This window comes from Streptomyces sp. NPDC056883 (genome assembly GCF_042788835.1).
Lineage (GTDB): Bacteria > Actinomycetota > Actinomycetes > Streptomycetales > Streptomycetaceae > Streptomyces > Streptomyces stoeckheimensis.
The window spans coordinates 34,012-48,810 of the sequence record NZ_JBHUBS010000028.1; the positions used below are offsets into that span (position 1 = coordinate 34,012).

At 73.0% G+C, this 14,799-nt stretch carries 11 protein-coding genes; 4 read left to right on the forward strand and 7 right to left on the reverse strand.

Going from position 1 to position 14,799, the window contains the following annotated elements:
* Positions 1–62: 62 nt before the first annotated feature.
* Genes ACFRU2_RS38895 through ACFRU2_RS38905 form a run of 3 tightly spaced genes read right to left on the reverse strand, consistent with a single transcriptional unit; the run spans position 63 to position 2,770 of the window.
* Positions 63–1,106 (reverse strand): zinc-dependent alcohol dehydrogenase family protein, encoded by a 1,044-nt coding sequence (locus ACFRU2_RS38895; protein WP_382981035.1) that lies wholly within the window; start codon positions 1,104–1,106, stop codon positions 63–65.
* A gap of 18 nt (positions 1,107–1,124) precedes the next feature.
* Positions 1,125–1,850 carry a lysoplasmalogenase gene (locus tag ACFRU2_RS38900; protein WP_382981036.1) on the reverse strand — a complete coding sequence of 242 codons (726 nt, stop codon included), beginning with the start codon at positions 1,848–1,850 and terminating at the stop codon, positions 1,125–1,127.
* Positions 1,847–2,770 carry a sterol desaturase family protein gene (locus ACFRU2_RS38905; protein WP_382981037.1) on the reverse strand — a complete coding sequence of 308 codons (924 nt, stop codon included), beginning with the start codon at positions 2,768–2,770 and terminating at the stop codon, positions 1,847–1,849. Before ACFRU2_RS38905 ends, ACFRU2_RS38900 begins: the two co-directional genes overlap by 4 nt.
* 128 nt (positions 2,771–2,898) lie before the next feature.
* Between ACFRU2_RS38905 and ACFRU2_RS38910 the strand changes: the two genes are divergently transcribed.
* Positions 2,899–5,904: an NACHT domain-containing protein gene (locus tag ACFRU2_RS38910; RefSeq protein WP_382981038.1), complete on the forward strand. Its 3,006-nt coding sequence runs from the start codon at positions 2,899–2,901 to the stop codon at positions 5,902–5,904.
* 82 nt (positions 5,905–5,986) lie between these two features.
* Here ACFRU2_RS38910 and ACFRU2_RS38915 read toward each other — a convergent pair whose 3' ends face one another.
* The 4 genes from ACFRU2_RS38915 to ACFRU2_RS38930 are packed head-to-tail and all read right to left on the reverse strand — an operon-like array spanning position 5,987 to position 10,193.
* A complete protein-coding gene (locus ACFRU2_RS38915; RefSeq protein WP_382981039.1) occupies positions 5,987–7,216 on the reverse strand; it encodes an amidohydrolase family protein in 1,230 nt (409 codons plus the stop codon).
* Positions 7,213–8,499 carry an amidohydrolase family protein gene (locus tag ACFRU2_RS38920; RefSeq protein ID WP_382981040.1) on the reverse strand — a complete coding sequence of 429 codons (1,287 nt, stop codon included), beginning with the start codon at positions 8,497–8,499 and terminating at the stop codon, positions 7,213–7,215. Before ACFRU2_RS38920 ends, ACFRU2_RS38915 begins: the two co-directional genes overlap by 4 nt.
* Positions 8,500–8,511: 12 nt before the next feature.
* Positions 8,512–9,396, reverse strand: a complete 885-nt coding sequence (locus ACFRU2_RS38925; protein ID WP_382981041.1) for an SDR family NAD(P)-dependent oxidoreductase — start codon at positions 9,394–9,396, stop codon at positions 8,512–8,514.
* Positions 9,396–10,193 (reverse strand): acetoacetate decarboxylase family protein, encoded by a 798-nt coding sequence (locus tag ACFRU2_RS38930; RefSeq protein WP_382981042.1) that lies wholly within the window; start codon positions 10,191–10,193, stop codon positions 9,396–9,398. The genes ACFRU2_RS38925 and ACFRU2_RS38930 overlap by 1 nt, the downstream gene beginning before the upstream one ends.
* Positions 10,194–10,319: 126 nt before the next feature.
* Here ACFRU2_RS38930 and ACFRU2_RS38935 point away from each other — a divergent pair, with 126 nt between their 5' ends.
* The 3 genes from ACFRU2_RS38935 to ACFRU2_RS38945 all read left to right on the forward strand — a co-directional run bounded on the left by ACFRU2_RS38935 (position 10,320) and on the right by ACFRU2_RS38945 (position 14,753).
* On the forward strand, positions 10,320–10,943 hold the full coding sequence (locus tag ACFRU2_RS38935) for a TetR/AcrR family transcriptional regulator (RefSeq protein WP_382981043.1): 624 nt from the start codon (positions 10,320–10,322) through the stop codon (positions 10,941–10,943).
* Positions 10,944–11,090: 147 nt separating this feature from the next.
* Entirely contained in the window at positions 11,091–13,709 is a 2,619-nt protein-coding gene (locus ACFRU2_RS38940; protein ID WP_382981078.1) for an MXAN_6230/SCO0854 family RING domain-containing protein, read from the forward strand.
* Positions 13,710–13,772: 63 nt separating this feature from the next.
* The gene (locus ACFRU2_RS38945) at positions 13,773–14,753 is read left to right on the forward strand and encodes a DEDDh family exonuclease (RefSeq protein ID WP_382981044.1); all 981 of its coding nucleotides are present in this window, start codon (positions 13,773–13,775) and stop codon (positions 14,751–14,753) included.
* Positions 14,754–14,799: the final 46 nt, after the last annotated feature.

Here is a 14,799-nt window from a genome sequence, read left to right on the forward strand (position 1 = left end):
CCGGCCCGGGGTGATCTCCCCGGGCCGGCCCCTCCTTCGTGCTTCGGCGTCGTCCTGGACGACTACGGCTTGATCATGACCTTCAGCGCGCTGCGGTCGTCCATCGCCCGGTAGCCGTCCGGGACCTCGTCCAGGGTGACGGCCCGGTCGAAGACGGGCGACGGGTCGATCGCACCGCTGAGCACGTCCGCGAGCAGCTCGGGGATGTATGCGCGGACCGGCGCGACACCGCCGCGCAGGGTGATGTTGCGGTCGAACATGACACCGAGGTCGAGGCCGGTGCCGCTGCCGTGCGGGACGCCGACGTAGCCGATGGCCCCGCCGTCGCGGGTGATGTTCACGGCGGTGCGCATGGACATCTCGGTGCCGACCGCCTCGATGACCGAGTGGGCGCCCTGGCCGCCGGTGAGCTCGCGCACGGCCGCCTCGGCGGCCTCTCCGCGCTCGGCGACCACGTCGGTGGCCCCGAAGAGCTTCGCGATGTCCGTACGGACGGTGTGCCGGCCCAGTGCGATGATCCGGTCGGCGCCCAGGCGCTTGGCGGCCAGGACGCCGCACAGGCCGACCGCGCCGTCGCCGACGACGGCGACCGTGGAGCCCTTGCGGACGCCCGCGCCCAGCGCGGCGTGGTGGCCGGTGCCCATGACGTCGGACAGCGCGAGGAGCGCGGTCAGCAGGTGGTCGTCGGAGACGGCGTCGGCGGGCAGCTTCACGAGCGTGCCGTCGGCGTGCGGGACGCGGACGGCCTCGCCCTGGCCGCCGTCGTGGCCGACCGAGCCCCAGAAGCCGCCGTGCTCGCAGGAGGTGTACAGGCCCTCGGTGCAGTAGTCGCAGGTGCCGTCGGACCACATGAAGGGGGCCACGACGAGGTCGCCGGCGCGCAGGCCGGAGACGGCGGAGCCGGTCTCCTCGACGACGCCGAGGAACTCGTGGCCGATCCGCTGGCCCGGCTGGCGCTTGGCCACGCCCTGGTAGGCCCAGAGGTCGCTGCCGCAGATGCAGGCACGCAGGACGCGGACGACGGCGTCCTCGGGGCGCTGGATCGCAGCGTCGGGCACCTCCTCCACGCGGATGTCGTGCGGGGCGTGGATGACGGTGGCGCGCATGGTGGTGCAGTCCTCCGGCTAGGAAATGGTTGAGCCCTGTAGGGCCTCCCTACCGTACGCCCGCTCCGGAGCGATTGCTCCCGTGGCCAGCAGGTACTGGGCCGCCACGTACGTGGCCATGACCCAGAAGTCGGGGCGGGGCAGCTGGGGCCACTCGGCAACCCCGGTGGCGATGAGCGTGTCGGAGAGCAGGAACAGCGCCCCGCCGAGCCCGGCCCGCCGCCCCAGGGCGCTGGAGCGGTAGGCCATGGCGGTGAGCAGCAGGCTGTACCCGGCGACCGGGATCCGCAGCTCCGCGGGCAGGTCGCCCCAGAGCAGCGTGACGGTGGACAGGAGCGCGGCGGCGTACGCGGCCCCGAGCAGGGGGCCCGTCCGGCGGCGGCCGAACAGCACGAGATAGCAGACGTGCCCGGCGGCGAAGGAGCCCATGCCGATCAGGAAGGCGGGATCGGCGTCGAAGAGCAGGGCCAGGTCCCCGCCCCAGCCGAACAGCAGGGCCGCGATCAGCAGGCGGGGAGCCCGGCGGGTGATCACGTAGGCGACGAGCAGCGGCATCAGCAGCGGCTTGGCGATGAGGTGCCCGGTGTGCCAGCCCGCCAGCAGGGACCCGAGGTCCACGGCGGTGGCGGCCGCGAAGGCGACGAGCAGCGCCCTGGTGGCGGGACCGGAGCCCGGGGGGACGGCGGGGCGCGCCCAGGAGGGCGTACGGGACTGCGCGCGATCGGTGGACCCGGCGGCGCTCACGCGGCGTGCTCCGGGGCGGGCGCGGACGCCTCGGCGGGGGCGGTCTGTGCGGGCTGCGCGGCCTGTGCGGCCTGTGCGGCCTGTGCGGCCTGTGCCGGCTGCCAGCCGGGGCCGCGGAAGATGCGTCCGGCGCGCTCGCGCCAGGTGGTGGCCCCGCGGACGTCCCGGGCGATGGAGGCGTACTCGTGGGTGGCGACGCGCAGCGGGTTGTAGGTCCCGATGTTCTTGGTGAGGCCGAAGACGGGCTTGTCGGTCTCCCCCACCCAGGAGCCGAACATCCGGTCCCAGACGATCAGGATGCCGCCGAAGTTCCGGTCCAGGTAGCCGCCTTGGGAGGCGTGGTGGACGCGGTGGTGGGAGGGCGAGTTGAAGACGAACTCGATGGGCCGGGGCAGTTTGTCGATGCGCTCGGTGTGGATCCAGAACTGGTAGACGAGGTTGACCGAGTAGCAGAACGCGATGGCGGCCGGGTGCACGCCGAGCGCGATCATCGGGAGGTAGAACGGCCAGGAGGTGGCGCTGGTCCAGGGCTGGCGCAGGGCGGTGGTGAGGTTGAACTTGCGGCTGCTGTGGTGGACGACGTGGCAGGCCCACAGGATCCGGATGACGTGATGGCCGCGGTGCTGCCAGTAGTAGAGGAAGTCCTGGGCGAGCAGCATCAGCGGAACGGTCCACCACAGGACGGGGACGCGCAGCGGGGTGAGCTCGTAGACCGCGGTGTAGATCGCGACGATCGGGATCTTCCAGAGGAAGTCGAAGCCGAGACTGCCGATCCCCATGCCGAGGCTGGTGACGGCGTCCTTGGTCTCGTACCCGGCGGCGTCCTCGTCGGGATGGATGCGGTAGCTCACCAGCTCTATGACGGTGAGCAGGACAAAGGCGGGTATGGACCACAGCACGACATCGGGCAGGTTCGGCATGTCCGCACCATAGAGGCGGGTTCGGGGACTCGGCTAGGGGTTGTTACCGATCGGTATCCATCGGTGTTACCGACGGTTCACGAGATGCTTCCCGGTGAGGGTGTCCGGGCCAAGGGGAGGGCGTGGGGATGGGGTACGAACCGGGTTTCGAGGGGATCGCCTTAGAGGCGGCGGACGCCGTGGCTCGGGCGCTGGCCAGGGCCCGGCCGCCGGGGGGAATCCGGATCAGGCCGGTGCGGGAGAACGGCCCCGACCTGCTGCGCCGCGCGAACAGGCTGATCGCCCTGCTGACGGAGGCCAGCGCGGGGCTGGACGAGCCCGACCGCTCCGCCGCGGTGGCCGCCGTCGGCCGGTCGTTCGCCGTGCTCGGCCCGCGGCAGGCCGGGGCCCTCGTCATGGCCGCCTACGGCCCCTCGGCCGTCCCGGTGCCCCCGCCGCCCGCGGAGCTCACCTCCGCGGCGGAGGCCGCCTACCGGGAGCTGTTCGTGCTGTGCCTCGGCGGCCGGACGGCTCAGGAGGAGGGCTCCGCCGGGGGCGACGACCCCCGCGCCGCAGCGGACGCGGAGACCGCCGCGGCCTTCGAGGAGCAGTACGCCCGGTACGTCGCCGGCGCCCAGGGCCGGGTCCAGCTGTACGGCCTGACGCTCAGCCAGGACCGCCAGGACTGGTCGCTGGACCTGGCCTACATCAGCCTCGCGGTCAGCGGCGGGGAGTTCCTGGAGGAGCCGGGCCTGCAGAGCTCGGTGAAGGCCGAGGTGGCGCTGAACGCGACGGAGCGGGTGCTGCTGCGCGGCCCGGCCGGCTCGGGCAAGAGCACCCTCGTGAAATGGCTGGCCCTCAATGCCGCCCGGAACAGCTTCGGCCCCCAGCTGCCGGACTGGAACGGCCTGGTCCCCTTCGTCCTGCCGCTGCGCTCGTTCAACTCCCCCGCCGGACTGCCCCGGCCGCAGGACTGGCTCGGTGCGACCGGGGTCCCGCTGCCGCCTCCGGAGGGCTGGATCACCGGGCTCCTCGCCTCCGGGCGGGCGCTGGTGCTGATCGACGGGGTGGACGAGGTTCCCCCGCGGCTGCGCGACAGGACGGAGTCCTGGCTGCGGGCCCTGCTCACCGAGTACCCGGCGGCCCGCTTCGTGGTCACCACCCGCCACTCGGCGGTGCCCGAGGACTGGCTGGCCGCCCACGGCTTCAGCTCCCTCGCCCTGCTGCCGATGGACCGGGACGACGTCGGCGCCTTCATCACGCACTGGCACGCCTCCGCCCGGGCGGAGGCGGACGGCGAGGGCGAGGGGCCGGAGCGCGAGCTGCTCGACCGGTACGAGAAGGCGCTCCTGGAGGCCGTGGGATCGCGCCGGGACCTGGGCAGGCTGGCGACGAACCCGCTCATGTGCGCCCTGCTGTGCGCCCTGAACCGGGACCGCCGGATGCATCTGCCCCGGGCCCGCAAGGAGCTCTACGACACGGCTCTGGACATGCTGCTGATCCGCCGCGACAGCGAACGGGACATCTCGGGGGTCGAGGGCGTCTACCTCAGCCGGGACGAGCAGACCCTGCTGCTCCAGCGGCTGGCGTACTGGCTGATCCGCAACGGACAGGTGGAGGCCTCCGCCGAGGAGGCGATCGGGATGATCGCCGCATCGCTCGACTCCATGCCCCAGGTCAAGGCGCAGGGCAGCGCGCAGACGGTGTTCCGCCACCTGCTGATCCGCAGCGGGCTGCTCCGCGAGCCGGTGCCGGGCTCGGTCCTGTTCGTCCACCAGACCTTCCAGGACTACCTCGGCGCCAAGGCGGCGGTGGAGGCCCGGGACTTCGGCGTCCTGGTGCGCAATGCGCACGAGTACACCTGGGACAACGTGGTCCGGATGGCCGTGGGGCACGCCCGGCCCGACGAACGCGCCTATCTGCTGCGCGAGTTGCTCGCACGGGCCGATCAGTCGGAGCCCGACCGCAGCCGGCTCGTGCTGCTCGCGGCCGCCTGCCTGGAACACGCACCGGAACTGGATCCGGAGGTCCGGCGCGAGGTGACGGCCCGGACGGCGCTCCTGCTGCCCCCTCGCTCCCCGGGCCAGGCCGAGGAACTGGCCAAGGCGGGGGAACTGGTGCTGGAACTGCTGCCGGAGCCGGCCGGGCTCGTCGAGGCCGAGGCGGCCGCGACGATCCGTACGGCGGCGCTCGTCGGCGGCGACCGGGCGCTCCAGGTGATCGCGGGCTTCCGGACGGACGACCGCTACGAGGCCGCCCGCGAACTCTCCGACGCCTGGGGGCGGTTCCCCGTGGACGTGTACGCGGACACGGTCCTCGCGGACGCCCCCATGAACACGGCCCACCTGCACGTGCGGACGCCCGGACAGTTACGGGCCCTGGACCGGCTCCGGCACGTCCGCCGGCTGCACGTCACCTGGGACGGCCCGATCCCGCCCGAGATCGTGCGGCGGCGGGACCTGGAGTCGCTGACCCTGCACCGCAATCCGCGGCTGGCCGATCTGTCCCCGCTGGCCGGACAGTCCGCCCTGCGGCACCTGGGTGTCCTGGACTGCCCGCAGGTCACCGGGATCGAGGTGGTGGGCGAACTCCGGGCGGACAGCCTCGCCTTCGGCTACCTCCGGGACGACCTCTCGCTCGCCCCGCTGGCGGGCGCGGCCGGCCTGCGCTCGCTGATCATCGGCTTCGAGCCGGAGCAGCGCCGGATCGGGGACGTCCCCGCCGCGGACTCGCTGACCGCGCTGCACCTGTGGCAGGGCGCCCGCCGGATGACGCTCGACGGGATCGAGCGCTGGCCGCGGGTGGAGAAGCTGACGGTCGCCGGGAGCGGGCAGTACCGGCAGCTGGTGCGTTCGCTGCCGCTCAGGGGACTGACCGCGCTGCAGATCCGGCACGCCGCGCCGGTATCGGCCGGGGCCCTCCTGCCGTACGAACGACTCGGCCGGCTCGTGCTGATCCGGTGCGCGCTGGAGGGGTCGCTGGAGGCGCTGCGCGAGTTCCCCGCGCTGCGCCGGCTCGTACTCAGCGAATGCCTCGGAACCGTGGACCTGTCGCCGCTGGCGCCCATGGAGCAGCTGGTGATCGAACTGCGCCGGGGCACCCACGTGCGGGGCACGGCGCCGATCCCGCCGGAGCGGCTCGTCCGCAGGGACTGAGCCGCTCCACCGGGAGCTCTCGGAGCGCCGGGACCGCCGGGTCAGGCGGCCCCGGTGCCACGGGGCGTTCGCGCGCTCCCGGTCACCAGACCCGGACCGAGCCCCCGCGGGCGAAGGCCGGGCTGGTGGCTCCCGCCGGGACCTCCGTCAGGGGCTGCGCGACCTCCGAGACGAGCGGGCCGTGCTTGGCGGCGACCGCGTCCAGGAGGGCGAGGTCGAAGCCGTACACCCGGGCGGCGTTGCCGCCGACCATGGCGGCGACCTCCTCGCGGGGCAGGCCCGCGTAGGCGATGCGCAGGCCCTCGCGCGAGTAGGGCGTGGTGCCCTCGTCGTGGGGGTAGTCGCTGCCCCACATGATCTTGTCGAGGCCGATCCGGTCCCGCAGCGGGACCTCGTGGGGGCGCATGAAGCTCGCTCCCACGAAGCAGTTCTCCCGCCAGACCTCACTCGGCCCCTTGCCCATGGACTCCGCCAGCCCGGCGCCGAACTTGGCCTCGGCGGTGGCCGAGGCCGCGACCAGGCGGCCGTGGTAGTAGTCCAGCATCTCGATCACGCCCGGGATCCAGCCGGAGCCCTGCTCCGTCAGGACCAGTTTCAGCCCGGGGTTGCGGCGGAAGGCTCCGCCGAAGATGAGGTGCCACAGGGCCCGGTGGGAGAACCAGGTGGTCTCCACCATGAAGACGGCCCGCGCCGCCGGCTCGTCGCCCAGCGGCGGCGAGGCGGAGCCGCCGTGGTGGTTGACCGGGACGTCCAGCTCGTCGCAGACGGCCCAGATGGGGTCGTAGACCTCCGAGTAGAGCTCGGGAACGGTGGAGCCGGGCGGGACGCCGGGCAGCAGGATGCCGCCGGTCAGGCCCGCGTTGCGGGTGCGGCGGATCTCCTCGACCGCCGCGTCCACGTCGTTGAGCAGGATCTGGACCACGCCCGCCCGGCGGCCCGGCGCGTCCGCGCAGAAGTCCGCCAGCCACCGGTTGTGGGCCTGGAGCCCGGCCCAGCGCATCTCGTACTCGGCCGCCGTCGGGGGCTGGGCCATCAGCGAGGCCTTGGGGAAGAACGGCGGGATGGTGTTCGGGAAGAGCACCTCCGCGACGATCCCGTCGGCTTCGAGCTCGGCGAGGCGCCGCTGCGAGTTCCAGTTGCGGTCGGCCGTGTCCGCGAGGAGGTCCTCGTACGGATTGACGTAGGTCGCGGCCCAGGCGTCGAACTCCGCGTGGTACCGCTTCTCCAGGTACGGCTTGTAGTCCAGCAGGTCGGCGCCCGCGTGGCAGTCGGCGGAGATGACCGTGTAGCGGTCCTCGGAACTCGAACTCACGGGTTCACCCCCAGGACCGGGAAGTCGTTGTCGGTCAGCCAGTGCCGGCCCACGTCGCGCGAGCGCGCCCAGGAGGCTTCGACGGCCGCCTGGTCCTCGCTCTGGCCGAGCTCGGCCGGGGTGGGGCCGATGCGGCGGGCGATCGGCGCCAGCTTCTCGGTGTCGAAGCCGAAGACCTCGGCCGCGGCCAGGCCCAGCATCCGGCGGGTCTCCTCGACGGGGATGTCGTGGAAGGTGTTCTTCAGCCAGTTGCGGGTGTTCGGCCAGGTCCCCTCGGGGTGCGGGAAGTCCGAGCCCCACAGGATGTTGTCCACGCCGATCTCGTAGCGCTGGGCCAGCTCGCGCCGCTTGGTGTTGGTGGCGCAGACGAACACCTGCCGGTCCAGGTATTCGCTCGGCGGCCGCTTCAGCTCCTCGAACGGCGAGAGCTTCTTGCCGCCGTGCGCGCCGAGGTAGAGCCGGTCCATGAACCAGAGCTGGTTCGGCAGCCACCAGCAGCCGGACTCGGCGACGCCGAACTTCAGCCCCGGGTGCCGCTCGAAGACCCCGGACCAGAGCAGGAACCACAGCGGGCGGGCCGGCCACCAGGTGACCTCGGAGACGAAGATGCCCAGGTGGTCCCCGTACTCGTGGCGCGGCGAGGAGCCGGAGTGGGTGACGATCGGCATCTGCGTCTCGGCCGCCGCGGCCCACACCGGGTCGTAACGGCGGTCGTGGTAGGGGGCCTTGTCCACCCACATGGCGGGGATCATCAGGGCGCCGAGCCCGGATTCCTTGGCCCGGTATATCTCGGCGACGACCTTGTCCGGTTCGCCGGTGATGGGCAGCAGGGCGACCCCGCAGTGCCGCTCGGGGTTCTCCGAGACGAACTCGGCGAGCCACCGGTTGTGCGCCTGGGCGCCGGCCATGCCGAGCTCGGGGTCCTGGTCCCCGGAGAGGCCGAGGCCCACTCCGAAGGGGGCGGCGGTCTGGCTGTCCACGGCGTCGGCGTCGGGGAAGACGACTTCGGCGGCCACGCCGTCGCCGTCGAGTTCCTTCAGCCGCTGCGTGACGTCCCAGCCGCCCTTGAGGCCTTCCTCGTGGTCGTGGAACCACTTCTCGGCGAAGGCCTCGTTGCGCACGCCGAGCTTGGTGGCCTCGGCGCGCCGGGCGTCGCGCTCGCCGAGGAACTCGTCGAACTGCGGGTGGAAGGCGCTGTCCAGGTAGGGGCGGTACTGCTCGGTGGGCAGCCCCGCGTGGCAGTCGGAGGAGATGATCAGGTACGGGTCTTCGTACGCACTCACGATTGAGGCTCCTCAGTCGAGGATGAAGCTTTCCAGGTAGGCGGGGTTGGCGCGGTCGAGCATCGACTGCGACCGGGCGCGGATCTGCCGGTCGCTGTGCTCGCTGTCGGGCAGCATCCAGAAGCGGTCGGCGCGGATGCCGTCGACGACGTGGTCGGCGACGTCCTCGACCGGGGTGAAGTTCACCTCGTGGCCGGCCTGCTTCATGGCGGCCTCGTACTGGTCGAGGCTGCGGTACGGGGACTTGCGCGGGCGCTCCTTGGCGTACCGGTCGGGCCGGTTGCGGTGCGACTCCCACAGGCCGGTGCGCAGCATGTGCGGTCCGGGGAAGAGGACGGAGGCGCCGATGGCCGCGCCCTCGGCCTTGAGGTGGGCGTAGAGCGACTCGGTCATGGTGACCACGGCCGCCTTGGTCACCGCGTAGACCGAGGCGGTGGGCAGCGGGGCGATGCCGCCGTCGCCGGAGGAGGTGTTGACGATGTGGCCGGGGCCGCCGGCCGCGATCATGCGGGGGACGAAGGCCTGGATGCCGTGGAAGACGCCCCAGACGTTGACGGAGAAGGCCCATTTCCAGTCGTTGGGCTCGTGCTCCCACATGCGGCCCTCGGCTCCGGAGCCGACGCCTGCGTTGTTGCAGAGGACGTGCACGGCACCGAAGGTCTCGTACGCGGCGTCGGCGAGGGAGATCACGGAGTCGCGGTCGCTGACGTCGACGAGTTTGGCGAGCACCTCGGCGCCGTCGGCCGTGAGTTCGTCGGCGGCCTTGCGCAGGGCGCCCTCCTCCACGTCGGCGAGGACCACCTTCAGCCCCTCGGCGGCGAAGCGGCGGGCCATGGCGAGGCCGATGCCGCTCGCGGCTCCGGTGACGACGGCCACCTGTCCCGGTTCGAGTCGCATCAGACGCTCCCCTCGGGCGGTCCGTCGAGGATCTGCATCGGGTCGTCGTAGCGCTGGTGGATGTACGGGAGCAGGGCCTGGGCGCTGACCCGCTCGACGACCTTGCCCCGCTGGTCGGTGGTCTTCTCGCCGATGGCGAGCTCGACGAGGCGGCGTACGGGGAGATCGGCGATCGGATCGAACATCGACTCCCGGAGCACCACGTCGCCGGTGATGTGCTCCAGCTTGCGGACCTTCTCGTTGCGGGTGCAGTGCACCAGCACCGGATCGGCGTCGAAGCCCGAACCGTCCACCGCGGGGAGGAACTTGAAGTAGAAGTCGGTCTTCACGGTGGGCTCGGGCAGCGGCAGCTCGCGGTCCACCGCGCCGCGCACCTCCACGAAGGCGATCCCGTGCCGGGCGAGCGAGGCCCGGACGACCAGGCCCTCGCGCTCGACGGTGATCTCGCCGAGCTTCTTCGGCTCGCCGAAGACCTCGCGGCCTCCGATCAGGGCGCGCTCCATGCTCATCGGCATGACCAGCGGGTACCAGCCCTCGACCCCGTCGTGCTGGGCGGCGACGGCCACCGAACCGGCGCCGAGCGGGTAGCCGGGCAGGTCCACCTTGCTGATGTTGGCCCGCACCAGGGGCCGCTCGGTGGGCTTCAGCGGCGGCGGCAGGACCGCCGCCACCACGTCCGGGTCGGTCTCCCAGACGGCCACCACGCCGGTGGACCAGATGTCGGGGAGCTTGGAACTCTTCTCGCGCGAAGCGGCGATCTCGGCCTCGGTGCGCGCTCCGTACCGTACGCGTGCCATCTATCGCACCATCCTTCGTCTAGGACGCAGTCGGTTCTGTAACACAGTTACACCGCCGCCGATGAAGGGTAAAGACCCGTGCACGTAACCGATCTGACGGATCGACAGAAAGTTGGGACGGACACGATGGCCAGAACCACGCTGACCCGCGCGGAGGTACTGGACGCCGCCGCGTCCCTGGTCAAGCAGCACGGCCCGGCCGCCCTCACCATGCGCAAGCTCGCCGCCGAGCTGGGCACCGCGGTGACCTCCATCTACTGGCACGTCGGCAACCGCGAATCACTGCTCGACGCCCTCGTGGAGCGGACCGTGGAGGAGGTGGGCGCCATCCGGCCGGCCGGCCGCAACCCCGGCGACCGCATCCTCTCGGTCGCCCGGATCCTGCGCCGCGAGCTGCGCGAGCGCCCGCACCTGATCGCGATGGTCCACGAGCGCGGCCTCACCGACCGGATGTTCCTGCCCGCCCAGCAGGCCCTGGTCCACGAGGTGCACGCGGCGGGCCTGCGCGGGACCCGGGCCGCGGACGCGGTGCGCGCGATCCAGTTCCAGATCATCGGCTTCGTCCTGGTCGAGCGCAATCGCGAACGCTCCCCCGCCCAGTCCCCCGCCGAAAGCGAGCTCTGGGACCCGGCCGACGCCCCGCACGACCCGCCGCTGGCCCGCGCACTGGCCCGGCCGGTCGATCCCGAACGGCTCTTCCAACTCACCCTGAGGGCACTGGTGCGGGCCCTGCTCACACCGGGCGGGTAATTCCTTTGCGCCCTGCGGCGGCCTCGTGATGGGATCCGTGGACACGGGGGCGGCTCCCCGGCGCGCATCCTTCTCACCCTTCCTCCGACGACCCCGCGCGCCCACTCCCCGCCCCCGTTCTGCACGTTCACGGAGGGGAAAACACCCATAGCAACCGCAGAATCCGTCCTGCTGCGCCGCCTTCAGACCTTCTACGTCGACGGTCCGTCCGCCCCGGTCGGCGCACCCGGCGGGCCCGCCCTGCGCAGGCTCGAAACCGAACTCCTGGGACGCGGCCACACCCTGGACCCGGAGCTCTACGCGGCACTGGCCGCACTGCCCCCCGAGGAGCTCGCCGCCTCCCACGTCCGCCTCCTCGCCCTGGTCGACGACCTGCTCGGCGCCGACCGGACCCACACGCCGCTCTTCCGCCGCTTCCCGGCCATACCGGTGGTCGCCCCGCGCGACACCGAACGGCTCTACGTGGACCGGGTGTTCGCCCATCTCCTCCAGCAGGCCGACCACCCGTGCGTGCTCTGCGGCGAGCAGCGCACCGTCTTCCCCGTGTCCCCCTGCGCCCACCTCGTGTGCCGGCTCTGCTGGGACGGCGCCGACTACGCGGGCTGCCCGCTGTGCCACCGGCGGCTCGATCCCGCCGACCCGTTCCTGCGTCCCGTGCGGGCCGTCGGCGCGGCCAGGCCCGCACGCCCCGGCCCGCTCCGGCTGCTGCGGCACGGCACCGCCCCGGCCGCTGACGCCACCCCGATCGTGGCGGCGCTGCTCGCCCGCGCGACCCCCCTGTCCCCGCAGGACCGCGAGGACCTGGTCACACTGTTGCCGCTGACCCCGGCAGCGCGCGGGGAGCTCCCCGAGGAGATCCCCGTACGGGAGACCAAGGCGCTGGTCCTGGCCACCATGCTCACCTTTCCCGGCGCGCAGGACCGCGTACGGCCGCTGCTCGCCGAGTGGCTGACCACGGCCACGGACGTGCTCCGGCTGCTGGCCGTGGCGTCCGGGGGCAATCCCGGACTGCTGCCCCTGCCCGCGTTCGTCTCCCTCGGCCGGCCGCTGCGACGCGAACTCCTCTCCCTGCTCGACGCATTGCCGGTCCCCTACCTCGTCGAGGACCTGCTGCGGCATCCGACCGCCTGGAAGCGGGCCGCCGAGACCCTGCACCCCTTCGAGCGGCACGCCCGCCATCCGCGGGCCGCGCTCGCCTTCGCCGTCCTGCGCGGGACCCGGCTCGACGGAGCCCTGGGCGCCGCCCTGCGGGACACCGCGGCCGCGCACCCGGACGCCGTGTGCGTGGAGGAGGACCGGGTCCGGCCCGCATCCTGGGGCGGGCGCCTGGAGCGGGCCCTGGCGGACGGGAACCCCGGGGCCGCCGCGGCGTTGGCCGGGCAGCGTCCCGGCGAGCTCGTCCGGCGCCTCGACCACCTGCTGCGGCTGCACACCGGCGACCGCCCCGTCCCGGAGCTCGTGCGGGCGCTGGAGCGCGGACTGCCCTCCGTGGGCCCCGGCCCGCTGCTCTCCGCCTTCGGGGCGCTGCGCGTGCGCGCCGAGGACCGGCGCGGTGCCCGCCGGGTGTTCTTCCCGCGCGGCGAGGTCACCCGCGCCCTGTCGGTGGCGGAGGACCGGCCGCCGCTGCCGGAGCCGCTGGTCCGGGAGGTCGCGGGGCTGCTGGAGGCGGAGGTGCTGCGCCGGTTCGCCCGGCCCGGTGCGGAGCCGTACGACCTGGCGGTGCTCGATTCCGCGCTCGCGGACCTCGTCGTCCCCTTCGCGGAGCACGATGCGGCGAGGACCCTGGTCGCGGTGCCGCGGGGCAGCACCCAGAGCCTGCCCACGGGAGAGGTCCTGCGGCTGTTCCTGCACTGGACGGAGCCCACGGGCCAGCGCACCGACCTCGACCTGTCCGTCGCCTTCTTCGACGCCGACTGGCGGTTCACCGGACAGTGCGACTACACGCGGCTGCGGCACGGCCCCGAGGGCGCCGCCGTGCACTCCGGCGACCTGACCTCGGCGCCGGCCCCGGCCGGGGCCACCGAATACGTGGACCTGGACCTGGCGAAGCTGGCCGCGCACGGGGACGCGTACGCGGTGCCCCTGGTGTTCAGCTTCAACAACGTGCCGTTCGAGGAGCTGCCGGACGCCTTCGCGGGCTTCATGGCCCTGCCTGCGGACGGGCCGCGCGACGCCTCGTACGATCCCCGGACCGTGCGCCAGCGCTTCGACCTGGCGGGCGAGTCCAAGGCCTACCTCCCGATGGTGGTGGACCTGAGCAACCGGCGGGCCCTGTGGGCGGACGTCCACCTGCCCCCTTCCGGCTCCTTCCAGAGCGTCGGCGCCTCCGGCGGCGCACGGCTCGCCGCCGCCGCGGAGGACGTCTGCGCGCACTTCGGCTCCGGCACCCGCACCACCCTGTGGGACCTCACCGTGTGGCGGGCGGCGGCCCGCACCCGTGAGGTGGCGGTGATCCGGCGGGCCACCGAGACTTCGGCCACCGACGAGGTGTGGCTCTACCGGGCCGCGGACGGCGAGGAACCGGCCGGCTTCGCCGCCCGGGTCGCCGCCCTGGAGCCGCCCGAGGAGCGCCGGACCCGTGCCGACGCCGACGCGGAGGCCGCCGAACTGGCCGCCGGCAAGCGCGCGTTCCTGGCGCTGACCTGCGCGAGCGTGGCCCCCGAAGGGGGTTCGGGGACGGCCTACCGGCTCTTCCCCGGACCCGCCGAAGTGCCCGGGTCCTTCACCCGGGTGACGGCCGGGGACCTCGTGGCGGAGCTGGGCTGAGCCGAGCTGAGCCGGGCTGAAGGGCCGTAAGGCTTCGAGTGTCGGCGCGGGCCGATATCCTCTGTGACCATGCTCGCCGACCGTACGACCGCAGAGACGATGTGGCCGACCGCGTACCCACAGGGGTACGCGGTCGTCGACGTGGAGACCACCGGGCTCGCTCGCGACGACCGGATAATCTCCGCCGCCGTCTACCGGCTCGACGCTCAGGGCAACGTCGAGGACCACTGGTACACGCTGGTCAACCCGCTCCGGGACCCCGGGCCCGTGTGGATCCACGGTCTGACCAGCGACATGCTCCAGGACGCGCCGCTCTTCAAGGACATCGCCGGGGAGTTCGCGGACCGGCTCGCCGACCGGGTCCTGGTCGCGCACAACGCGATCTTCGACTGGCAGATGATCGCCCGCGAGTACGCGCGGGCCGAGGCCACCGCGCCGGTGCGCCAGCGGCTGTGCACCATCGCCCTGTCGAAGGAACTGAACCTCCCGCTGCCCAACCACAAGCTGGAGTCGCTCGCCGCGCACTTCGGCGTGGTCCAGCAGCGCGCCCACCACGCGCTCGACGACGCCCGGGTCCTCGCGGAGGCGTTCCGTCCGTCCCTGCACGCGGCCGCACGGGACAACGTACGGCTCCCCCTGCTGGAATGCCGGCCGCTGACGGAGTGGTCGGACACCCCCGCCGCCCCGCGCGTCGGGTACCAGGCCTCGTACGGTGCGAGCTCGAGCTGGCGGCCCTCGCGCAAGCGGCCGCCGTGCCCGTACCCGAACCCGGGGCGGTGGGCGGACGGCACCCCGCTCAAGCAGGGCATGCGGATCGCGTTCTCCGGCGACACCTCGGTGGACCGGGAGCTGCTGGAGGACCGCGCCGTGGAAGCCGGCCTGCACGTCGCGACGAGCCTGTCCCGGCTCACGAGCCTGCTCGTGACGAACGACCCGGACTCCTCGACCTCCAAGACGGTGAAGGCGAAGTCCTTCGGAACCCCCGTCGTCGACGAGGCGGCCTTCACCCAGCTGCTGCGCGACGTGGCGCCGGCGCAGGACTGACCCCGGGGAGGGCCGGGGGGGCGGACGTCGGGCTGCCCTCGGGCCG